Source organism: Bordetella genomosp. 5, from assembly GCF_002261315.1.
Classification (GTDB): Bacteria; Pseudomonadota; Gammaproteobacteria; order Burkholderiales; family Burkholderiaceae_B; genus Bordetella.
In genome coordinates this window covers 325,220-347,111 of sequence record NZ_NEVP01000001.1, presented here as the reverse complement: position 1 = coordinate 347,111, position 21,892 = coordinate 325,220, and the positions used below count along the sequence as shown (strand labels likewise).

The window sequence follows — 21,892 nt, the reverse complement described above, 5'->3', positions numbered from 1 at the left end:
CTCAGGAACAACACATGGCCTTGCTCGACATCGACCATATCCGCATCGAGTTCCCGAGCCGCCGCGGCACGCTGGTGGCGATCGACGACGTCTCGCTCTCGCTCGAAAAGGGCGAGATCCTCGGCATCGTGGGCGAATCGGGTGCCGGCAAATCCACCATCGGCAATGCCGTGATCGGCCTGCTCGAAGCGCCCGGCCGCGTGACGGGCGGCGAGGTCAACCTCGACGGCCAGCGCATCGACACGCTCAAGCCCGCCGAGCAACGCAAGGTGCGGGGCCGGCGGATCGGCATGATCTTCCAGGACCCGCTGACCTCGCTCGACCCCCTGCAGACGGTGGAGAGCCAGCTCGTCGAAACCATGCGGGTGCATCTGGACCTCACCGTGGAGCAGGCGCGCGCCCGCGCCGTCGAGCTGCTGATCCAGGTGGGTATCGATCAGCCCGAGCTGCGCGTGAAGCAGTATCCCCACCAGTTTTCGGGAGGCATGCGCCAGCGCGTGGTGATCGCGCTGGCCTTGTGCTGCGAGCCGGAGGTGATCATCGCCGACGAGCCCACCACGGCGCTCGACGTGTCGATTCAGGCGCAGATCCTGGCGCTGCTGCGCAAGCTCTGCAAAGAGAAGCAGGTCGGCATGATCATCATCACGCACGATATGGGGGTGATTGCCGACATCACCGATCGCGTGGCGGTGCTGTATCGCGGCAAGCTGGTCGAGCAGGGGCCCACACGCAAGATCCTGGGCGACCCCGACCATCCCTACACCCGCAGCCTGATCTCGGCCGTGCCCCGGCCCGACGTGAAACTGCGGCGCTTTCCGCTGGTGACCTACATCGAAGACGTGCGCCATGCGCGCGTCGAGCTCGATCTCGCGACCCACTGGCTCGGACAGCGCCGCGACTTCGGTCAGCAGCACGACGGGCCCCTGGTACAAGTGCGGCAGCTCGGCATGCGCTTCGTGCTCAGGCCCGCGCTGCTGCCGCGCAACCGGCGTACCCTCGACGCCGTCAAACAGCTCGACCTCGATATCGGCGAAGGCGAAGTCTTTGGCCTCGTCGGCGAATCGGGCTCGGGCAAGTCCACGGTCGCGCGCCTCATCAGCGGCCTCTACACGCCCACCTCGGGCGTGGTGCGCTTCGCCGGCACCGAGCTCACCGGCCTGAAAGACGAGCGCAAGCTCAACGCGTTCCGGCGCCAGATCCAGATGGTGTTCCAGGATCCGTATTCGTCATTGAATCCGCGCATGCGCGTGCTCGACATCGTGGCGGAGCCGATCCGCTTTCACCGCCTGGCCGCCAGCGAAGACGAGGCGCGCCGCATCGTGGCCGATCTGCTCGACGTCGTGGGCCTGGGCGCGCAGGCGGCGCTGCGCTATCCGCATGAATTCTCGGGCGGGCAGCGCCAGCGCATCTGCATCGCACGCGCACTCGCCACGCGCCCCCGCTTTCTGATCTGCGACGAGCCGACCTCGGCGCTCGATGTCTCGATCCAGGCGCAGATCCTGAATCTGCTGAAAGACCTGCAGGAGCAGCTGAGCCTCACCATGCTGTTCATCAGCCATGACCTGCCCGTGATCCGCCAGATGTGCGATCGCGTCGGCGTGATGCGGCATGGCGAGCTGCTCGAGGTGGCCGACACCGAGACCCTGTTCGAGTCCCCCCGGCACCCCTACAGCCAGCACCTGCTGGGCCTGATGCCTAAACTGCAGGCGATGTCGCAGGCCGGGCTCGAAGTCGAGGCTTGAGCGCGTTCTTCACGGCTTCTGGCAGGCCTGCGTTCCCTGCGCGATGGCCTGCGCCAGCCGCGCGATCGTGTCGGGCCGCGCCAACCGCAGCTCTTCGTCGGGATTGACGATCACGCCGGCCTCCACGAGCACGGCCGCCATCGGCGCCGTGCGCAGCACCGCGAGGCCATCGTAGCGGTGGATCCCCAGGCGCCGGTCGACGAACGGCCGATTCTCTCCCTCGATCGGCTCGGCGTGATACTCCGACGGCTTCTCGCCGGCGGCCAGCAGCTGTTCGCCGATCGCGCGGGCGCAGGCCAGGCTTTGCTCATAGCGCGGATTCTTCTCCGACACGAACAGCGCGAAGCCGGCGAACTCGCGCTGCCGCCCCGCGTCGATATAGTGCTGCTGCATCGAGTCGTGATGGATCGACACGAAGAAATCCGCGCCGGGCGCGCGGGTCGCGCGTTGGGTGAGCGCGATCTCCTTGCCGTCGGCCGCCACACGCGTCACGGTGGCGCCCAGCGCCTTCAGGTCGCGCGCCACGGCATCGCTCAGGTCGAGGTTGTAGAGATACTCGACCCGGCCACTGGCGCCGGTCGCGCCGGGCCGCTTCGGGGTGTGCCCCGTGTCGACCACGATGTGAGCCGCCAGCGCGGGCTGGACGAATGCACTCAGAAGGACCAGCCAGGCCGCGCAGGCTGCACGGCGTGCCGACGTACGGTTCAACGAAGGAAACAACGGAGCATCCTCGGAAGGCGAAAAGGGGCGGCGCGCGACCACGCCGGCTGCGCGGGATTCTCGCCCACGGGGAGGCCCGCGGCAAATGCCGGAATCGCGCGTTTGGCCGCCCGAGCCGGCGGGCTGTCTTGCATGGTTACAACTATGGCCGCTGCAGTGCAGCAGGCGGCTGGCCTTCAGCTACAATTCCAGCCCGTGTGCAGTGCCAATCGGCACACGTCATTCGGGGCGCGCGCCGCCCCGTCCGGCACAACCGCCGGCTCATCCCTTTATCTCCTCACACGTTGCCTGGATTGGAGTCACTCAACTTGAGCGACAGGCTGCCGCTGGAGTTGTTTTTTGACTACCTCTTCCACTTTCGCCGACCTCGGGCTGGCTGATTCGCTTTTGCGCGCAATCGCCGACACGGGCTATACCGCACCCACCCCGATCCAGGCTCAGGCGATTCCGCTGGTGCTGCAGGGAGGCGACCTGTTGGCCGCCGCCCAGACCGGCACCGGCAAAACGGCTGGCTTCACGCTGCCGATCCTGCATCTGCTGTCCACGAGCAAGCCCGAGCTGCGCAAGCCGGGACGCCCGCGCTGCCTCATTCTCACGCCCACCCGCGAACTGACCGCCCAAGTGGCCGAGTCGGTCCAGGTGTACGGCAAGCACACCAACCTGACCTCGATGGTCATGTTCGGCGGTGTGAACATCAATCCCCAGATCTCCGCGCTGCGCAAGCCGCTCGACATCCTGGTCGCCACCCCCGGCCGCCTGCTCGATCACGCGGGCCAGAAGACGGTCGATCTGTCGGGCGTCGAGATCCTCGTGCTCGACGAAGCCGACCGCATGCTCGACATGGGCTTCATCCGCGATATCCGCAAGGTCCTCGCGCTGCTGCCCAAGACGCGCCAGAACCTGCTGTTCTCGGCCACGTTCTCCGACGAGATCCGTGCGCTGGCGCACGGCGTGCTCAAGAACCCGGGCGAAGTCTCGGTCACCCCGCGCAACACCGCGACCGAACTCGTGACGCAGACCGTGCACATGGTCGCCCAGCATCACAAGCGCGACCTGGTCAGCCACCTGATCCGCGAAAGCGGCTGGCACCAGGTACTGGTGTTCACGCGTACCAAGCACGGCGCCAATCGCCTGGCCGAAAAGCTCGTCAAGGACGGCCTGACCGCCGCCGCGATCCACGGCAACAAGAGCCAATCGGCCCGCACGCGCGCGCTGGCCGGCTTCAAGGACAGCACCGTCACCGTGCTGGTCGCCACCGACATCGCCGCGCGCGGCCTGGACATCGATCAACTGCCGCAGGTCGTCAACTTCGAACTGCCCAACGTGCCCGAAGATTACGTGCACCGTATCGGCCGTACCGGCCGTGCCGGCGCCACCGGCGCGGCGGTCTCGCTGGTCGATGAGAGCGAAGTCAAACTGCTCAAGGCCATCGAACGCCTGATCAAGAAGACCATCGAGCGCAAGACCGTCGCAGGCTGGGTCCCGCCCGTGGGCGTCTCGGCCGAGCGCGAGCGCGACGAGGAAGACGAAGAGCGCGGCTTTGGCCGTGGCCGCCCCGGTGGCCGCGGTGGCCGCGACGGTGGCCGGGGACAGCGCAGCAGCGCCCCCGCACGTGGCGAAGGCCGCCCGGCGCAACCGCGTCAGGGCGCCAAGCCCGCGGGCCGTCCGGCCGGTCAGGGCGGCGAACGCCGCAACGACGCCTCGGGTGCCGCGCCGCGCGGCGACGGTGGCCGCGCCTCGGCGCCGCGCCACGCTGCCGGTGGCAACGACGCCGCGCGCAGCCGTCCGGCCGCGCCCCGCGGGGGCCGTGCGCCCAGCGGCAACGGCCGCGGCGGCGTGCTGCTCGGCAAATAAGGACCCGACCGCGCAAGACCAGAGATCATCATGACGCTATCCACCTGGCTGACCTTTTTTGTCGCCTCCTGGGCGATCTCGTTTTCGCCCGGGGCCGGGGCCATCTCGGCCATGTCGTCCGGATTGAAGTACGGTTTTGCGCGCGGTTACTGGAACACGGCCGGCCTCATTCTGGGCATCCTGTTCCAGTTCCTGATCGTGGCGGTCGGCCTCGGTGCCGTGCTCGCCACCTCCGAGCTGGCCTTCACGCTCGTCAAGTATCTTGGCGTGGCGTACCTGATCTATCTGGGCTGGCGCCAGATCCGCACCGACGCCGCCCCGGTGGCCGTCGATGCGGGCGATCCGCAGCGCGCGTCGATCCGCGAGCTTGTCATGCGCGGTTTCCTGATCAACACCATGAACCCCAAGGGCACGGTGTTTCTGCTGGCCGTGGTGCCGCAGTTCGTGGATCCGGCGCAACCGCTGAGCATGCAATACGTGACGCTCGCCGGCACCCTGGCGTTCACCGATCTGGTCGCGATGGGCGTGTACACGCTGCTCGCGGCCAAGGTGCTGCGCATGCTGCGCGAGGCGCGCCACATCCGCTGGATGAATCGCGTGTTCGGCTCGCTGTTCATCCTGGCCGGCGTGTTCCTCGCGACGTTCCGGCGCCATTCCTGAGCCTGCATCGCACGCCGGGGCGCGGTGTGCGCCTCTGTACAATCCTTCGACCATGACCATACCCAACGAAGTCGCGCGGCGACGTACCTTCGCCATCATCTCCCACCCGGACGCGGGCAAGACCACGCTGACCGAAAAGCTCCTGCTGTTCGCAGGCGCGATCCAGATCGCCGGCAGCGTCAAGGCGCGCAAGGCGTCGCGCCACGCCTCGTCCGACTGGATGGAGATCGAAAAGCAGCGCGGCATTTCGGTGGCCTCGTCGGTGATGCAGATGGAATATCGCGACTGCGTCATCAACCTGCTCGACACGCCGGGTCACCAGGACTTCTCCGAAGACACCTATCGCGTGCTCACGGCCGTCGACGCGGCGCTGATGGTGATCGACGCCGCCAACGGCGTCGAGCCGCAGACCATTCGCCTGCTGCAGGTCTGTCGGGCGCGTAACACGCCCATCATCACGTTCATCAACAAGATGGACCGTGAAGTGCGCGAGCCGCTCGAACTGCTCTCCGAGATCGAAGCGCATCTGGGCATGGACGCGGTGCCGTTCTCGTGGCCGGTGGGCATGGGCAAGGCGTTTGGCGGCGTGTTCGACATCCGCCGCGACCGCATGCGCCTGTTCCGCGCCGGTCAGGAGCGCCGCAACGACGACGACGAATTCATCGAAGGGCTGAGCAATCCGGCGATCGCCGAGCGCTTCGGCTCGTCGTTCGAACAAGCCTCGGGCGAGATCGAGCTGATCAACGAAGCCGCGCCGGCCTTCGACCACGAGGCCTTCCTCGCGGGCAGGCAGACGCCGGTTTTCTTCGGCTCGGCCATCAACAACTTCGGCGTCCAGGAAGTCCTGGACGCGCTGGTCGAGCTGGCGCCGCCGCCCGGCGCGCGCATGGCCATGGAGCGCGAGGTCAAGCCCGAAGAGCCCAAGTTCACGGGCCTGGTCTTCAAGGTGCAGGCCAATATGGACCCGGCGCACCGCGACCGCGTGGCGTTCGTGCGCGTGAGTTCGGGCCGCTTCGAACGCGGCATGCGCCTGAAGGTCGTGCGCACCAACAAAGAAACGCGTCCCAACAACGTGGTGTCGTTCCTGTCGCAGCGGCGCGAGCTGCTCGACGAGGCCTATGCCGGCGACGTGATCGGCATTCCCAACCACGGCGTCCTGCAACTGGGCGACGTGCTGACGGAAGGCGAGAGCCTGCATTTCACGGGTCTGCCGTTCTTCGCGCCGGAGCTGTTCCAGGCCGTCGAAGTGAAGGATCCGCTGCGCACCAAACAGCTGCGCATCGGCCTGACCCAGCTGGGCGAAGAAGGCGCGATTCAGGTCTTCCGGCCCGAGGCCGCCGGCGGTTCGCTGCTGCTCGGCGCGGTGGGCCAACTGCAGTTCGAAGTGGTCGCGCATCGCCTCAAAACCGAATACGGCGTGGAGGCGCGCATGATGCCTTCGCGCTACACCATGGCGCGCTGGATCACCTCCGAAGATCCCCGCGCGCTGCGTAAGTTCATGGATGCCAATGCTGCCCATATCGCCTATGATGTGGTCGATGCCGCGGCATTCCTGATCGGGTCGCCCGCGCAATTGCGGGTCGCTGAAGAGCTGTATCCGGATGTGAAATTCCACGCCATGCGCGAGCATGGCGGTAAGGTATTCGGAGACAAGGCCTGACCCGGTCGTACCGTGAAGTGAAGAGGGTAGCAATGTCCTGGCGTTTATTGATCGCAACGCTTTTGATCGCTCTGGGCGCAGCCGCCTGGGGCGGCCTGCAACTTGGTGACTGGCTGGTGGCGCACGCCCCCGTGGCCGCCCCGGCCCCTGGCCAGGACGGCGATGGCTCGCAGCAGCCCGTCCTCGATGCCAACGGCAGGCCCTATACCGCGCAACCACCCCAGCCACGTGTCGACGGCACGCTCGGCGTGCCCGAACAGGGTCCGCCGCGTGAATGGCAGGTCAACACGGTGTCGCTGTTCGACTCGAACAGCGATCCCAACGTGCAGATTTCGCGCGACACCATTTCGATGGATCGCGCGCGCGAGATCGCGGCCAATTCCGATGTGCCGCTGCCGTCCGGTGCGTCCGACGTCACCACGCTGGATGTGCAATCGCAGAATCAGCTCGGCATCCCGGTGCCGCAGATTCCCAGCAACGGCAATCAGGTCCAGCAGAATCCGCCGGTCGCCCTCCAGAATGTGCCGGGGTCGGTGTCCAACCGCGGCGCGGCTCCCGCAGCCGGCTGGCAGGGCGCGCTGCGCCAGGAACTGGCCGAGTGCGCGAAGCAGGGCTTCTTCGATCGCCCGAGCTGCTCCTGGAACGCCCGCAATAAATACTGCGCGCCCAACCGCGCCTGGGGCACCATCGCCGAATGCCCGTCGCGCCCCTGAGCACGTCGGCATCGCGCCAAACCCCGCCTCGGCGGGGTTTTTTATTGCCCGCGCCGGTCGCCGGTCGCGAGTCGCCGGTCGCGGTCGCCCCGCGGCGGCACCTTCGATCAGCTTGGCGACCATGACGCCGCGCCGTGCAGCGTGGGCCAAACACAAACCCCCGGCCTCGCGCGAGGACCGGGGGTTTGGGCAAGACAGGTGCGGGGTGCGAAACGAAGCCGCACCCGCGGCGATCAGCCTTCGACTTCCATCTGGCTCTGCAGGTAGTTTTGCAGGCCGACCTGATCGATCAGGCCGATCTGGGTCTCGAGATAGTCGATGTGCTCTTCGGTGTCGTCGAGGATGTCCTGCAGCAGATCGCGCGAGACGTAGTCACGCACGGACTCACAGTGAGCGATGCCGTCCTTGACCGTTTGCTGGGCGCCTTGCTCCAGCTTCAGGTCACAGGCGAGCAGCTCGGGCACGTCTTCGCCGATCATCAGCTTGTGCAGGTCTTGCAGGTTGGGCAGACCATCGAGCATGAAAATGCGCTCGATCAGGCGGTCGGCGTGCTTCATTTCGCCGATCGACTCTTCGTATTCTTTCTTGCCCAGTTTCTTCAGGCCCCAATGATTCAGCATGCGCGCATGCAGGAAGTATTGGTTGATGGCCGTCAACTCGTTGGTGAGTTGCTTGTTGAGATACTGGATGACGGTTTTATCGCCTTTCATGATGGACTCCTTATGCGGTCTGGCGCGCGCTAGGCCGCGCGGTACCACTACGCATGCGGCTTGCGACATGCGCAACCCCGGCAGACTAACACTGCCCGGCAGGCCGCGCCTAGCCTTGCTCTGCATTTGGTAAACCGCTTTACGAGCGCAACAAGAAAGCGATAAGAAAATGAGAATGAGTCTGCATGCTGGATGCGTTGGACACCGGATCACGCCATGTGGTGCTCTACGGCATGAGCTTGATGAAAAACGCGCGCCGATAATGCCGCAAGCGCTTCCAGACTCACGCCGCGCAGTGCGAATATGCGCGCCTTTTTTTGGCAAACGCGCGGCGTTGGCTCAGGCCAACAAATAAGGCGATTGCACGTCAGGTGCGCGCACGCGTGGCAAGCCAGATACCCAGCGCGATCGGCACGATGCCCAGCAGATCGATCCACGATACCGGCTCGCGCAATATCGCCCAGCCGAACAACAAGCCCAACGGCGGCATCAGAAAATGCAGCGCGCTGGCCGAGGTGGCGCTGGTGCGGCTCAGAATGCGGAACCAGAGGTAATAGCTGCCCATCGACACGGCGACGATGGTGTAGAGCATGCTCAGCACCAGCGACAGCGTGAGATGGGCGTCGCCGATCGACTCCGTGGCGAGCGCAAAGGGCAGCACCACCAGGCAGCCGGCGAGCGACTGCACGCCCGTCGCGGTCCAGAGATCCGCGCTGGGACGGGCGCGCTTGTAGCAGAGGGTGCCCAGCACCAGCGCCAGCAGTCCGCCGCAGACCATCAGGGTGCCTTCCAGCGCTTCGTGCCCGCCTTGCAGGCGTGAGCGCAGCACGATCATCACGCCGACCAGGCCGAGGCACAGGCCCGCCAGCTTGCGCATCGTCAGGCGCTCCCCCAGCATCGGGCCGGCGAGAATGCCGATGAGAAGGGGATTGGTGCTGATGAGCACGGCCGCGAAGGCCGACGACACCGTTGCCATGCCGCTCCAGCTCAACCCGAGATAAATGCCGTTGTTGAGCGCACCGAGACCGGCCAGCACCGCCAGGTCGCGCGCGCCCGGCAGACGCCACGCCCGCGTCAGCATGGCCACGCCCAGCATGAGCACGCCGGCGATGGCGAAGCGGATGCTCAGCAGCGTGAGCGGCGGACAGTCGCGCAGCGCGATCTTGGCCGCCGCGAACGCCGAGCTCCACAGCACACAGAACAGCGCGATCATGCCCCAGGCCGTGCGGCCCTCGTCGGGGGAGGCGGTCGGAGCGGAGATCGGGGTCGAGTTCATGACGGGAAGCGGGCAACCTGCCGCGGGGGCCAGCCCGGCGGGCAAGGCGTCAGGCGCATTCTGTGCCTGCCCTAATCCATTGACAAACGCTTTATTCCGATCAAAAGTATTTGAAAAATCGATGGGTGATCCCCCCCACCATGGACCTCGACCTGCTCCACAGTTTCGTCTCCGTCGTCGACGCGGGCGGCTTCACCCGTGCCGGCGAACGCGTGCATCGCACGCAATCCACCGTCAGCCAGCAGATTCGCAAGCTCGAGGCCGACCTGGGCTGCGCGCTCTTCGTGCGCGAGGGCAGGCAGGTGCGCCTCACCGAAGACGGCGAACGCCTGCTCGGCTATGCGCGGCGCATGCTGGCGCTCTCGACCGAGCTGCGAGTGGCCGTGGGCGGACAGGAGCGGGTGGAGGTGGTGCGGCTGGGCATTCCGGATGATTTCGCGGTGGCGCCGCTCACCGAGCTCGTGGCCGACTATGCCCGCACGCAACCGCAGGCACGGCTCGCCGTCCGCTGCGATCTGAGCGTGGCGCTGGTCCGCGCGATGAGCCGTGGCGAGCTGGATGTGGTGCTCCACAAGCGCGAACCCGAAGGCGGCTCGTGCATCGCCGCCTGGCCCGAACAACTGCTGTGGCTGGGCAGCGACGCCAGCGTGCTGCTGCCTCTACCCGACCCCGTGCCGCTGGTCGTGTTTCCGCAAGGCTGCCTGTACCGCAACCGCGCGATCCATGCGCTCGAATCCGCCGGCCTGCGCTGGCGCATCAGCTACGAAAGCCCCAATCTGCACGGCCTGCAGGCCGCGCTGGCGGGCGGGCTGGGGGTGGCGCTGCTGGAGGCCCGCTGTCAGGCCGCCGGACTGCGCCACGACGAGCGCCTGCCGGCGCCCGCCCCGAGCGAGCTGGCCTTGCGCGTGGCGCCCGATGCCGGGCCTGCCGCGCACGGGCTGGCGGCGCGGATCCAGGCATTCTGCAATCAGGGAGCCGGCAGGGCGCCGCTGCGTCAGGTGGCCTGAGCGCGGCGCGGCCAAGGCGCCTGGCGACGCAACCCACTCACAGGCGAACGGGCAGCAAAAGGCCCTCGGGCGTCAGGCGGCATGCATGACGGCGAGGGCCAGGGATTCGGGGGTCGGCGAGCGAGGCACGGGGCCTGAGTGCCCGGGGCCCGCCGCGAGCGCGCGGAATCAGGCGGCGGCGACCAGCGGGATCGGGAACGCGCGCAACGGCGAATTGGCCGCGGCGGCTTCGGTATCGACGCCGGCATTAGCGGCCAGCGCGTCGGCCTCGAGCATCGCGGGCGGCGCATTGACCGGCACCGCGAGCGAACGGACATCGCACACGCTGGAGCTGCGTCCACCGGGCAGGTATTCCGTAGCCGTGGAGGCACAACGTCCGCAGCAGGATGCGACACCCAGCTCGAATTGCAAGTCGCCCAGAGTAGCGGCCCCGGAATCCACGCAGGCGCGGATCTGGCGTTCGGTGACCGCATTGCAGATACAAACGTACATGCGAATGATTATCGAAAATAAATCAGTCGGACGCAAGCCTTTCCGCAGGAAATATTTGCAACGCGTTTCGAGGCTATGTCTTTGAAATAAGGGACAAAAGTGCGCGGCGCGGGCCCGGACGGCGATCTCCCGGCTTACACCGCAGCGCAGCATTGCGGGCGTCTAATCCGTCACTTTTTGACCCGGGATCCTCGCCAAACCGCGCCCCGCCGGCCCGCTCAGCGCGCCGAGGCCTGGGCCTTGCGAACGGCCGCGGGCGCGATGCGCAGCGCTTCGCGGTACTTGGCCACGGTGCGGCGCGCGATCACGATGCCGCGGTCGGCCAGGCGCTCCATGATCTGACTGTCCGACAGAGGCTTGGCGCGGTTTTCTTCGGCGACCATCTGGCGGATATGGGCCTGCACGGCGGTGGCGGAGGCGGAGTCACCGCTCTCGGTGGCCAGCCCCGTGCCGAAGAAGCGTTTGAGCTCCAGCGTGCCGAACGGCGTCAGCATGTACTTCTGGGTCGTGGCGCGCGAGATGGTGGACTCGTGCAGGCCGAGCTCGCTCGCGATGTCCTTGAGGATGAGCGGACGCATGGCCGACGGCCCCTGGCTGAAGAACGCGTCCTGGTGCACCACGATGGCCTGCGACACGCGCAGGATGGTGTCGAAGCGCTGCTCCACGTTGCGGATCATCCAGCGCGCCTGCTGCAGCTGCGACTGCAGGCCCGCATGGCTGGATTCGCGCTGGTTGCCCAGCATCTGCGCATACAGCCCGTTGATCTGCAGCCGGGGCACCACGGCACTGTTGAGCACCGCCTGCCAGCCATGACGCCCCTTGCGCACGATCACGTCGGGAATGGCGTAGTCGGCGGCGGGCACCGTCCAGGCACGGCCGGGACGCGGCTCGAGCCGCAGGATGAGCGCGTGGGCGCCACGCAGGGTCGCGTCATCGGTCGAGAGCGCCTCCCGCAGCCGGGCGGGGTTGCCGGTGGCGAGCAGGGCCAGGTGGCGCGCGCAGATTTCGCGGGCACAGGCCAGCACGGCGGGGTTGACCGCCTCGGGCAGGCGCACCGGGTCGGGGTGGCGCAATTGCAACAGCAGACATTCGGCCATGTCTCGGGCGCCGATACCGGGGGGGTCGAACGATTGCAGCAGCGTCAGCGCCGCGCGCAGTTCGTCTTCGTCGACCTCGAGCTCGGCGGGCAGCCAGCTCAGGATTTCGTCGAGCGGCGAGCCCAGATAGCCGTTGTCATCGAGCTCGTCGATCAGCAGCGACACCAGCGCCAGGTCGCGCGGCGCGGCGCGGGTGAGGGCGAGCTGTGCGATCAGATGCTCGCGCAGCGTGTCGTCGCGCGCCTGCTGCGGCGTCTCGCTGTCGTCGTCGGGATACACCCCGCCCGAGCCGGGCATCTCGTCGATCCGCAGCTCGGTGTCGGGCGCATCGTCGCTTTCGACGCTGGCTTCGCGTTGCGGATCGGCGTTTTCGGCCTGAGCGCTCGTGTCTTCGTCGCGTTCAAGCAACGGATTGTCGGCGAGGACCTGGGAGATCTCCGCCTCGAGCTCGAGCGACGACAACTGCAGCAGCCGGATGGACTGTTGCAGTTGGGGGGTCAGCGTCAGATGCTGACCAGGACGCAGTTCTAGTGCGGGACGAGTCATAGGTACAATATTTTGCATGATGAATCCCACTTCGCCCGAACGCATTCGCCAGGACAGCCGGTTGATCGGCCAAACCTTGCTGAAATTAGCGGCCCCCCGCCTCACCGTCCGGGCGATCGTCATCGCCGTGGCGGTCGTGATCTGGCTGCTCGCCGCCTCCTGGTTGCTGGCCTTCGGCCGCAATCTGTCGTTCGAGGGCCTGCATTCGATGGGCCAGCAGGCCGTCGACATGCTGACCCGCTACAACCCGATCTTCTGGTGGATCGTGGTCGGCATCTGGACGCTGATCGTGTTCTTCGCGGTGCGTGCCTGGCTCATGGCCGATATGGCCGCCGCCCGCGCCCGCATGCTGCCCACCGGCGTGCTGGCGCAATTGCGCCCGCAGCTCAGCGACGAGACCGTCGCCGTGCTGCGCTGGACCTGGGGCGATCGCGACGAACCCTTCACGGTCGGCGACCTGCAGCGCGCCCGTACCGAGCTGCGTCATAACCGCATCGGCAAGCTCGCCGCCGTGGCCGAGCAGTCCGTCATTCTCGATACCCCCGCCGTGGCCGATGCCAGCCGCGGCCGCCCCGAGGCCGACCGGGTCCGCCCCTCGGGCCGCTATGTCGAGCCGCGCCTGAACGACGATCCCGATCGCTGAGCGTCGCCGCGATCCGCAATCCCAATGCAGAGGCCGGTATCCCGATCCGGCACGACAGGATTGCACGGGCCGAAAAAATATGTTTGACTAGCGTCTATGGCCGCTCAACGCACCTCTTTCGCGCACACCACCGGAGCCTTCCGTGCTTCGGTCGGCGGCCTGCGTCCTGCTCACGCCCCTCTCGCACAGCTCGCCCGCGCCGCCTTCGTGCCCGCTGCCGGCGCGCTATCGCTATCGCTACGCCTACCGATCGGTTGCCGGGCCTAGTGCCCCAGTGGTAGCTCGGCAACCCGACGTTCGTCCTTCTACGTTCGTCTCGTGTTCGCCACACACAAGCATTCCGACCGCGCCGCGCCCAAAAGCGCAACGCCGACCCACTTGAATCCGCGTTAAAACCGAATCCGGCCGCCATCCTGGCCACCGCACACGGACCGCCATCCTGGTCTGTCGCGCAGGGAAGTTCCCGGGATTCACAAGATACCGACCGAGGTGTACCGATGATGCTCGCCAACCCCGCCACCAAGTACGTACCGTTCAAGCCGTTCGCCCGTGATTTTTCCGAGCGCACCTGGCCCAGCCGCCGCATCGAGCAGCCGCCGATCTGGATGAGCACCGACCTGCGCGACGGCAACCAGGCTTTGATCGAGCCGATGAGCGTGGAGCGCAAGCTGCGCTTCTTCGAGCAGCTCGTGAAGATCGGCTTCAAGGAGATCGAGGTGGGTTTCCCCTCCGCCTCGCAGACCGACTTCGACTTCGTGCGCAAGCTCATCGAAGAAAACCGCATTCCCGATGACGTGAAAATCATCGTGCTGACGCAGGCCCGCGAAGACCTGATCTCGCGCACCGCCGACGCGGCAGCCGGCGCCAAGCAGGCCATGATCCACCTGTACAACGCCGTGGCGCCCGCGTTCCGCAAGGTGGTGTTCGCGATGTCGAAAGACGAGATCAAGAACATCGCCGTGACCGGCACGCGGCTCATCAAGCAGCACATGACGCGTCATCCCCAGACGCAATGGAGCTACGAGTACTCGCCCGAGGTGTTCTCGACCACCGAACCCGAGTTCGCACTCGAAGTGGCCAACGCCGTGGCCCGCGAATGGGACGCCACGCCCACCCGCAAGCTCACGCTCAACCTGCCCGCCACGATCGAGGCGACCACGCCCAACATGTACGCGGACCAGATCGAGTGGATGCACAACAATCTCGAGCGCCGCGACAGCATCATCCTGAGCGTGCACCCGCACAACGACCGCGGCACGGCCGTGGCCGCCGCCGAGTTCGCCGTGATGGCGGGCGCCGATCGCATCGAGGGCTGCCTGTTCGGTAGCGGCGAGCGCACCGGCAACGTCGACCTGGTCACGCTCGCGCTCAACCTCTACACGCAGGGCGTGCATCCCGGCCTGGACTTCTCCGACATCGACGAAGTTCGCCGTTGCGCCGAATACTGCAATCAGTTGCCCGTGCACCCGCGTCACCCCTATGCCGGCGACCTGGTCTTCACGGCCTTCTCCGGTTCGCACCAGGACGCCATCAAGAAGGGCTTCGCGCTGCAGAAGGCCGATGCGGTCTGGGAAGTGCCGTACCTTCCGATCGACCCCGCCGACCTGGGCCGCAGCTACGACGCGGTGATTCGCGTGAACAGCCAGTCGGGCAAGGGCGGCGTGTCGTACCTGCTCGAACAAGAGCACGGCCTGGTGTTGCCGCGCCGTCTGCAGATCGAATTCAGCCGCGCCATCCAGCGCGTCACCGACGAAACCGGCCGCGAGGTCAACAGCGCCGACGTCTACACGATCTTCAAGTCCGAGTACCTGGACCAGCGCACGCCCTGGAAGCTGATTCGCCATCGCATCGACGGCGATCCCAGCGCGGGCGAAGGCAAGCACTTCAGCATCCAGGCCGAACTCGAATACAACGGCGAGCGTCGCATCGTCACGGGTACCGGCGACGGCGCCATCTCGGCTTTCGTGGCCGCGCTGGGCGCACCGGTACGCATCATGGATTACCACGAGCATGCCATCGGCACCGGCACGGATACGCGCGCGGCGAGCTATGTGGAGCTGCGCGTGGGCGACTCGTCCACCGGCTTCGGCGTGGGCATCGATCGCGACATCGTGACGGCGTCGTTCCAGGCTGTCCTGAGCGCCGTGAACCGCCACATCACCAGCCAGGGCGAAATGCCCGTGGCGCAGGAGGCCGAGGCCGCCTGAGTACCTGGCACGAGGGCCGCGCGCGGCGTATCGCGCGCGCGGCAGCGGCAAGCCCCGTCCCACAAGGCCGGTGGTGCAGCACCCAAGAGACAAACCCGGCGGATCGCCGGGTTTTTTTATGGTTGCGCGCTCAACCTTCCTGCAGCACGCGGTGCATCCAGCGCCCGACGGCGAGCAGGCGCTGGTCCTGGCCGGGCGCGCCGACCGCCTGCAGGCCCACGGGCAGGCCTTGCGGGCCGGTCGTGAAGGGCAGATGCACGGCAGGGAAGCCGAACAGGGTCCAGACCCGGCAGAACAGCGGATCGCCCGTGCCCTGCTCGAAGAAGGGCGCCTCGCCGGTGGTGCTGGGCATCAGCAGCACGTCGAACTGGTCGAACCAGCGCAGCGCGCGCTCGCGCGCGCGGGCGGCACGGGCGAGCCGTTCCTGGTGGGCCGCCGTGTCGATCTCCGCGCCCGCGTCGAGCATGGCGACGAGACGCGTGCTGAGCTGCTTGCGGGCCTGCGTGCGCTCGTAGGTGAGGGCGCTCGCGGCTTCGTAGGCCATGACGTCGGCGTGCAACTGCACCAGCGCGCAATCTTCGGCGGGCAGCGCGGCCTCCTGCACATCCGCGCCCGCCCGGGCGAGCAACAGCGCGGCCTGCTCGAACGCGTCGCGGCTTTCGGTCTGTGCCAGGCGCCACTGGAAGGTCCGCAGCATGCCGATGCGCGGCGTGCCGTCGTAGTCGAGCTGGCGCAGGCGCGCGTCGCGCATCAGCACGGAGGCGAGCAGCCCGATATCGTCGATGCTGCGCGCGAAGCCGCCGATCGTATCGAGCGACTCGGCCGTGGATTTGAGGCCGCCGCGCGCGATGCGGCCGGCCGTCGGCTTGAAGCCCACCACGCCGCAATACGCGGCCGGCCGGATGATGGAACCCGCGGTCTGGGTGCCCAGCGCCAGCGGGCACATCTCGTCGGCCACCGCCGCGGCGGAGCCGCTGGACGAGCCGCCCGGCGTGTAGGCGACGTTGCGCGGATTGCGCGTCGGGCCCGGCTGATAGGCCGCCAGCTCGGTCGTGACCGTCTTGCCGAGCACCAGCCCGCCGGCCTCGCGGCAGAGCGCAACGGCGGCCGCATCCGCGACGGGTTGATGCTGGCTGTACACGCTCGACCCGTAGCGCGTGGGGAGGTCATGCGTATCGAAGATGTCCTTGATGCCCAGCGGCAGACCGTGCAGCACGCCGCGCACGGGGCCGTTGTCGAGTGCCTCCGCCTGCGCCAGCGCATGCGCGGGGTCGAGCGTGGCCCAGGCTTGTACCTGCGGCTCACGCTGCTCGATGCGCGCCAGACAGGCCCGCACCATCTGCACCGCGGTGAGTTCGCGGCGGTTGAGCCGGCGCGCCGCATCGAGCGCACCGAGTTGATTCAAGGCTATCGCCATCCCCAAATTCCCCAGATCATCGGATGTACGCCTATCTTGGCGTATGTGTATTGCCGGACCATGTAGCGTCCGCCATTCAATCTATCGGGGCCAGTGTAGAAGCAAGCGCGGGGTATATGCAAAGAACCGGGATCGCGTTTCCGGGTTAACCCGCGAAGGATGCGTGCGCAACCAATTCGGCGACATCTCTCCGGCAAAGCCCGTGACGCGTTGCGATATGCGGCGCACCGCCACGACCTTCGGCGCTTTCGCCAACTGCGGATCCGCGCGTATGCGGCGCTGCGGCACGCGCACTTGTGGCGGGTATGCGGCATTTGTACTAAGTTGGCGCATGACATATCGCTGTCATGCTGCGCTCCTAGAATGAAATCGTTTTCATCAGGCTGTTCGTCGCCAAGGATTGCTGTGAGCCAAAAAGCGCCAAGCCGGCCCTCGATCATCGAGATTGCCCGCAAGGCGGGCGTCTCGCCCGCCACGGTCTCGCGGGCGTTCAATCAGCCCGAGCTGCTGCGTGCCGAAACGCTCGCGCGCATCGAGGCCGTGGCGCAGCGCAGCGGTTTCCGGCCCAATCGCGTCGGCCGCTCGCTGCGCAACGGCAGCACACGCACGATCGGCCTGATCCTGCCCACGCTCACCAATCCGGTGTTCGCCGACTGCTTCGAAGGCGCGGAGCAATACGCGCGCGCCGCGGGCTACAGCGTGATGATGGCCACCACGGGCTACCAGCCCGACATCGAAGATCGTGTCGTGCGCGAGCTCATCGATCATCAGATCGACGGCCTCATTCTCACGGTAGGCAATCCCGCCGACAGCGCGACGCTGCAGTTTCTGCAGCACACCGGCATGCCGCATGTGCTGGCCTACAACGAGTCGCCGGACCATCCTTTCGTGTCGGTGGACAACCGCGCCGCCGCGAGCGAGATGGTGCAACGCCTGGCCGATCTGGGCCATCAGCGCATCGCGCTCGTGACCGGTCCGCTGGCGGCGTCCGACCGCGCGCGCCGCCGGCTCGAAGGCGCGCGCGCCTGCGCCCGCAAGCTCGGGCTGCCCGCGGTCGGCCACCTCGCCATGCCGGCCCATACCGAATCCGATCTCAGCGTGCTGCGCATGGCCCTGACCCGCAAGGACGCGCCCACCGCGCTGTTCTGCTCCAACGATCTGCTCGCCAGCTCGGTGCTGTCGCAGCTCATCGGGCTCGGCGTGCGCGTGCCGCAGGATCTGTCGGTGTGCGGCTTCGACGGCGTCGCGATCGGCGCGCTGATGATGCCGCCGCTGAGCAGCGTGTCGCAGCCCAGCCGCGAGATCGGCGCGCAGGCCTGCGCGCGTCTGCTCGACTTCATGCAGAACGACATTCCCATTGAATCGGTGCGGCTCGCGCACCGTGTTTTCCCCGGCGGCACGGTCGCTGCCGCTCCCGCCAAACCGTCCTCCGTCAGGATCAAGCAAGCATGAAACGATTCCTCAAGAACCTCACGCGCGCCACCTTGGCCGTACTGGCCCTGAGCGCCGGCGCCGCTCAGGCGCAATCCGCCATCTGCTACAACTGTCCGCCTGAGTGGGCCGACTGGGCCACGCAGATCAAGGCGATCAAACAAGCCACCGGCATCACCGTGCCGGGCGACAACAAGAACTCCGGCCAGGCGCTCGCTTCGCTGGCGGCCGAGCGCGGCAATCCCGTCGCCGACGTCGTCTACTACGGCGTGACCTTCGGCATCCAGGCCGACAAAGACAATCTCATCCAGGCGTACAAGCCGGCAAACTGGGACAAGATCCCCGACGGCATGAAGGATCCCAACGGCAAGTGGTTCGCCATCCACTCCGGCACGCTGGGCTTCATGGTCAATGTGGACGCGCTGCGCGGCAAGCCCGTGCCCAAGTCCTGGAATGACCTGCTCAAGCCCGAGTACCGCGGCATGGTGGGCTACCTCGATCCGTCGTCGGCCTTCGTCGGCTACGTGGGCGCGGTGGCGCTGAACGGCGCGCTGGGCGGCACGCTGGACAACTTCGATCCGGCCATCGGCTGGTTCAAGAAGATGCAGGCCAACAAGCCCATCGTGCCGAAGCAGACCGCCTATGCGCGCGTGCTGTCCGGCGAGATCCCGATCCTGATCGACTACGACTTCAACGCCTACCGCGCCAAGTACAAGGACGAGGCCAACGTCGCGTTCGTGATCCCGGCCGAAGGCACGATCGCGGTGCCCTACACCATGAGCCTGGTGGCCAACGCCCCGCACGCCGACAACGGCCGCAAGGTGCTGGACTTCACGCTCTCGGATGCCGGCCAGGCGATCTGGGCCAATGCCTTCCTGCGCCCGGTTCGCGCCGAAACCATGTCGGCCGAAGCGCAGAAGAAGTTCCTCCCGGCCGCGGACTACGCCCGTGCCGGCACGGTGGACTACGCGCAGATGGCGGCGGCGCAACGCGGCTTCTCCGAGCGCTACGCCAAAGAGGTGAACTGAGATGGCGCGCCGCGGATGGCTTTGGTTCGCCGCGCCGGCCGCGGCGCTCTTTCTGGCGTTCTGGCTGCTGCCCATGGCGGCGCTCGCGCTGACCGGCGCGCGCACCGCCGAGGGCCACTCGGCCTACGTCACGGTGCTGACCAGCATGCAGTACTGGCGCAGTCTGGCCAATACCGTCGTGCTGTCGCTGGTGGCCACGCTGGCGACCTTGCTGGTCGCCTTGCCGGTCGGTCGTTTCCTGGCCTGGCATCGTGAGTTTCCGGGCCGGCGCGCGCTGGTCGCGCTGCTGATGTTTCCGCTGGCCTTTCCTGGCGTCGTGGTGGGTTTTCTGATCATTTTGCTGGCCGGGCGCCAGGGCGTGACCGCCACCATCAGCCGCTGGCTGGGCGCCGAGCCGCTGGTGTTCGCCTACGGCATGGCGGGTCTGTTCCTGGGCTATCTGTACTTCTCGTTGCCCCGCACGATCGGCATGATCTCGGCCGCCGCCGAGCAGATCGACACCAGCCTGCTGGAAGCCGCGCGCACGCTGGGCGCATCGGGATGGCGCCGCTTCGCCGACATCGAATTGCCGGCGCTGACGCCGGCGCTGCTGGGCGCGGGCGCCATGAGCTTCGCCACGAGCATGGGCGCGTTCGGCACGGCGTTCACGCTGGCCACGCAGATCGACGTGCTGCCCATCACGATCTACAACGAGTTCACCAACTACGCCAACATCCCGGTCGCGGCCGCGCTGTCGATCGTGTTGGGCCTGGTGACCTGGGCCGTGCTGTATGTCGCGCACAGCGTCGCGGGCACCCGCGCCGGCGCGGCGGCCTGAGATTTCTTACCGCATATCGCCATGACTGAACTGCATTCGCGCACCGACATGCGCCTGGGACTGGCCGTCACGCTCGCCGTGGCCGCCTTCCTGATCGGACCGGTGGTGCTCTCGATCCTGGCGGGTCTGACCCGCAACTATTTCGTCGGCTTTTCCAGCGGCTTCACGCTGCGCTGGATCGAGCAGGTGTGGGAGCTCTATAGCGACACCATCTGGCGCTCGTTCGCCGTCGCGCTGCTCACGCTGCTGGTCTGCGTGCTAGTGGGCGTGCCGGCGGCCTGGGTGCTGACGTTGCACCGCGGCCGTGCCGCGCGCGCGCTCGAAGAATTGCTGACCCTGCCGGTCGCGGTGCCGGGCCTCGCCTCGGCGCTCGCGCTGATCATCTCGTGGGGCACGGTGTCGGGTCTGCGCGGCAGCATGTGGTTCATCGTGATCGGCCATGTGCTGTTCACGCTGCCCTTCATGGTGCGGGCCGCGCGTGCAAGCATGGCGGGCGCGGACCTGGCCGTGCTCGACGAGGCCGCCGCCACGCTGGGCGCCAGCCGCATGCACCGCTTCCTGACGGTGGTGGTGCCCAATGCGATGCCCGGCATCGTGACGGGCGCCCTGACCGTGCTCACCCTCTCCATCGGCGAGTTCAACCTCACCTGGTTGCTGCATACGCCGCTCACCAAGACGCTGCCCGTCGGCCTGGCCGACAGCTACGCCTCGATGCGCCTCGAAGTCGCGTCGGCGTACACCCTGGTCTTCCTGCTGATGCTGATGCCGCTGCTGGTCGGCCTGCAATGGCTGGCCGCCCGCGGCGAACGCCGCACCCGCCTGCAGCAGCGCCAGGCGGCCGCCCAGAATCAAGGACATTGAACATGAAAGCTCCCGTCTCGATCACCCTGAGCCAATGCGGCAAGACCTGGCCCGACGGCACCCGTGCGCTGCAGCCGCTGGATCTGCACATACCCGGTGGCGAAATCCTCGCGTTGCTCGGCCCCTCGGGCTGCGGCAAGACCACGGTGCTGCGCCTCATCTGCGGGCTGGAGCAGGCCGATGCCGGCGCCAGCATCCGCTATGGCGATGAGGACGTCACGCAACTTCCGCCCGAGGCGCGAGGCGTGGGCGTGGTGTTCCAGAGCTATGCGCTGTTCCCCAACATGAGCGTGCTCGACAACGTGGGCTATGGGCTGCGCGTACGCGGCCAGGACGCCGCCACGCGCAACGCCCGCGCCATGGAAATGCTGTCGCTGGTGCGCATGGAAAGCTTCGCGACACGGCGTGTCAGCCAGCTTTCGGGCGGCCAGCGCCAGCGCGTCGCCCTGGCGCGTGCGCTGGCCATCGAGCCGCGCGTGCTGCTGCTCGACGAGCCACTCACCGCGCTGGACGCGAAGCTGCGCGAGCACCTGCGCGTGGAGCTGGCGCAGATGCTGCGCCAGCTGGGCATCACCACCATCATCGTGACGCATGACCAGGACGAGGCCATGATGCTGGGCGACCGCATCGCCGTCATGTCGGCCGGCCGGCTCGAGCAGATCGGCGACGCCGAGACGCTCTATCGCCAGCCCGACACGGAATTCGTGGGCGAGTTTCTGGGCACGCTGTGCAAGCTGCGCGGCGGCGTGCGCGATGGCGTGCTGATCGAAGGCGCCCAGGATCTGCGCTTTCGGCCGCATCACGTCGGCCTCGCCGACCCGCGCGCGGACGCGGTCCAGGCCGAAGTGCTGGCGCGCTTTTTCCTGGGCGGCTCGGTGCGCTACGAGATCGGCCTGGCCGACGGGCAACGCCTGAGCGCGATCACCGGTCCCGACAGCCACTATCAACGCGGCCAGCGCGTCAGCGTGACGCTCGCCGCCCACTGACCCTTCATCCTCACTCCGGTTTCAT

General features: G+C 67.3%; 19 protein-coding genes. 13 read left to right on the top strand and 6 right to left on the bottom strand.

Annotated features, from left to right (window positions below; all coding sequences use genetic code 11):
• The first annotated feature begins 14 nt into the window (after positions 1 to 14).
• Positions 15 to 1,742 (top strand): dipeptide ABC transporter ATP-binding protein, encoded by a 1,728-nt coding sequence (locus CAL25_RS01565; protein ID WP_094798184.1) that lies wholly within the window; start codon positions 15 to 17, stop codon positions 1,740 to 1,742.
• 9 nt (positions 1,743 to 1,751) lie between these two features.
• Here the strand turns inward: CAL25_RS01565 and CAL25_RS01560 are convergent, their stop codons facing one another.
• A complete protein-coding gene (locus CAL25_RS01560) occupies positions 1,752 to 2,408 on the bottom strand; it encodes an N-acetylmuramoyl-L-alanine amidase family protein (RefSeq protein WP_249278944.1) in 657 nt (218 codons plus the stop codon).
• A 393-nt stretch (positions 2,409 to 2,801) separates the two neighbouring features.
• Between CAL25_RS01560 and CAL25_RS01555 the strand changes: the two genes are divergently transcribed.
• Genes CAL25_RS01555 through CAL25_RS01540 form a run of 4 tightly spaced genes read left to right on the top strand, consistent with a single transcriptional unit; the run spans position 2,802 to position 7,349 of the window.
• Positions 2,802 to 4,316, top strand: a complete 1,515-nt coding sequence (locus CAL25_RS01555) for a DEAD/DEAH box helicase (RefSeq protein ID WP_141217872.1) — start codon at positions 2,802 to 2,804, stop codon at positions 4,314 to 4,316.
• 30 nt (positions 4,317 to 4,346) lie between these two features.
• Positions 4,347 to 4,976 (top strand): LysE family translocator, encoded by a 630-nt coding sequence (locus CAL25_RS01550; RefSeq protein ID WP_094798182.1) that lies wholly within the window; start codon positions 4,347 to 4,349, stop codon positions 4,974 to 4,976.
• 52 nt (positions 4,977 to 5,028) lie between these two features.
• Positions 5,029 to 6,636, top strand: a complete 1,608-nt coding sequence (locus CAL25_RS01545; protein WP_094798181.1) for a peptide chain release factor 3 — start codon at positions 5,029 to 5,031, stop codon at positions 6,634 to 6,636.
• A 32-nt stretch (positions 6,637 to 6,668) separates the two neighbouring features.
• Complete coding sequence (locus CAL25_RS01540; protein ID WP_094798180.1) at positions 6,669 to 7,349, top strand: hypothetical protein; 681 nt, start codon at positions 6,669 to 6,671, stop codon at positions 7,347 to 7,349.
• Positions 7,350 to 7,582: 233 nt separating this feature from the next.
• Here the strand turns inward: CAL25_RS01540 and bfr are convergent, their stop codons facing one another.
• Together bfr and CAL25_RS01530 are read right to left on the bottom strand one after the other, a co-directional pair.
• The gene (bfr, locus tag CAL25_RS01535; RefSeq protein ID WP_094798179.1) at positions 7,583 to 8,059 is read right to left on the bottom strand and encodes a bacterioferritin; all 477 of its coding nucleotides are present in this window, start codon (positions 8,057 to 8,059) and stop codon (positions 7,583 to 7,585) included.
• Between the two features lie 367 nt (positions 8,060 to 8,426).
• Entirely contained in the window at positions 8,427 to 9,335 is a 909-nt protein-coding gene (locus tag CAL25_RS01530) for a DMT family transporter (RefSeq protein ID WP_094798178.1), read from the bottom strand.
• 140 nt (positions 9,336 to 9,475) lie between these two features.
• Here CAL25_RS01530 and CAL25_RS01525 point away from each other — a divergent pair, with 140 nt between their 5' ends.
• On the top strand, positions 9,476 to 10,342 hold the full coding sequence (locus tag CAL25_RS01525) for a LysR family transcriptional regulator (RefSeq protein WP_094798177.1): 867 nt from the start codon (positions 9,476 to 9,478) through the stop codon (positions 10,340 to 10,342).
• 168 nt (positions 10,343 to 10,510) lie between these two features.
• On the opposite strand, the gene CAL25_RS01520 is transcribed toward CAL25_RS01525, so the two are convergent.
• Both CAL25_RS01520 and rpoN read right to left on the bottom strand, forming a co-directional pair.
• On the bottom strand, positions 10,511 to 10,834 hold the full coding sequence (locus CAL25_RS01520; RefSeq protein ID WP_094798176.1) for a (2Fe-2S)-binding protein: 324 nt from the start codon (positions 10,832 to 10,834) through the stop codon (positions 10,511 to 10,513).
• A gap of 218 nt (positions 10,835 to 11,052) precedes the next feature.
• Positions 11,053 to 12,495: an RNA polymerase factor sigma-54 gene (gene rpoN / locus CAL25_RS01515; protein WP_094798175.1), complete on the bottom strand. Its 1,443-nt coding sequence runs from the start codon at positions 12,493 to 12,495 to the stop codon at positions 11,053 to 11,055.
• Here rpoN and CAL25_RS01510 point away from each other — a divergent pair.
• Positions 12,494 to 13,120 (top strand): hypothetical protein, encoded by a 627-nt coding sequence (locus CAL25_RS01510; RefSeq protein WP_170948357.1) that lies wholly within the window; start codon positions 12,494 to 12,496, stop codon positions 13,118 to 13,120. The two genes, rpoN and CAL25_RS01510, sit on opposite strands and share 2 nt — an antisense overlap.
• A gap of 497 nt (positions 13,121 to 13,617) precedes the next feature.
• Positions 13,618 to 15,327, top strand: a complete 1,710-nt coding sequence (leuA, locus tag CAL25_RS01505; protein WP_094798174.1) for a 2-isopropylmalate synthase — start codon at positions 13,618 to 13,620, stop codon at positions 15,325 to 15,327.
• Positions 15,328 to 15,457: 130 nt separating this feature from the next.
• Here the strand turns inward: leuA and CAL25_RS01500 are convergent, their stop codons facing one another.
• A complete protein-coding gene (locus CAL25_RS01500) occupies positions 15,458 to 16,744 on the bottom strand; it encodes an amidase (RefSeq protein ID WP_094798173.1) in 1,287 nt (428 codons plus the stop codon).
• Between the two features lie 405 nt (positions 16,745 to 17,149).
• Between CAL25_RS01500 and CAL25_RS01495 the strand changes: the two genes are divergently transcribed.
• The 5 genes from CAL25_RS01495 to CAL25_RS01475 are packed head-to-tail and all read left to right on the top strand — an operon-like array spanning position 17,150 to position 21,867.
• A complete protein-coding gene (locus CAL25_RS01495) occupies positions 17,150 to 18,196 on the top strand; it encodes a LacI family DNA-binding transcriptional regulator (protein WP_094798172.1) in 1,047 nt (348 codons plus the stop codon).
• Positions 18,193 to 19,203 (top strand): ABC transporter substrate-binding protein, encoded by a 1,011-nt coding sequence (locus CAL25_RS01490; RefSeq protein WP_094798171.1) that lies wholly within the window; start codon positions 18,193 to 18,195, stop codon positions 19,201 to 19,203. The genes CAL25_RS01495 and CAL25_RS01490 overlap by 4 nt, the downstream gene beginning before the upstream one ends.
• Before the next feature lies 1 nt (position 19,204).
• Positions 19,205 to 20,020: an ABC transporter permease gene (locus CAL25_RS01485; RefSeq protein WP_094798170.1), complete on the top strand. Its 816-nt coding sequence runs from the start codon at positions 19,205 to 19,207 to the stop codon at positions 20,018 to 20,020.
• 21 nt (positions 20,021 to 20,041) lie between these two features.
• Positions 20,042 to 20,881: an ABC transporter permease gene (locus CAL25_RS01480; protein ID WP_094798169.1), complete on the top strand. Its 840-nt coding sequence runs from the start codon at positions 20,042 to 20,044 to the stop codon at positions 20,879 to 20,881.
• Positions 20,882 to 20,883: 2 nt separating this feature from the next.
• Complete coding sequence (locus CAL25_RS01475) at positions 20,884 to 21,867, top strand: ABC transporter ATP-binding protein (protein ID WP_094798168.1); 984 nt, start codon at positions 20,884 to 20,886, stop codon at positions 21,865 to 21,867.
• Positions 21,868 to 21,892 lie beyond the last annotated feature (25 nt).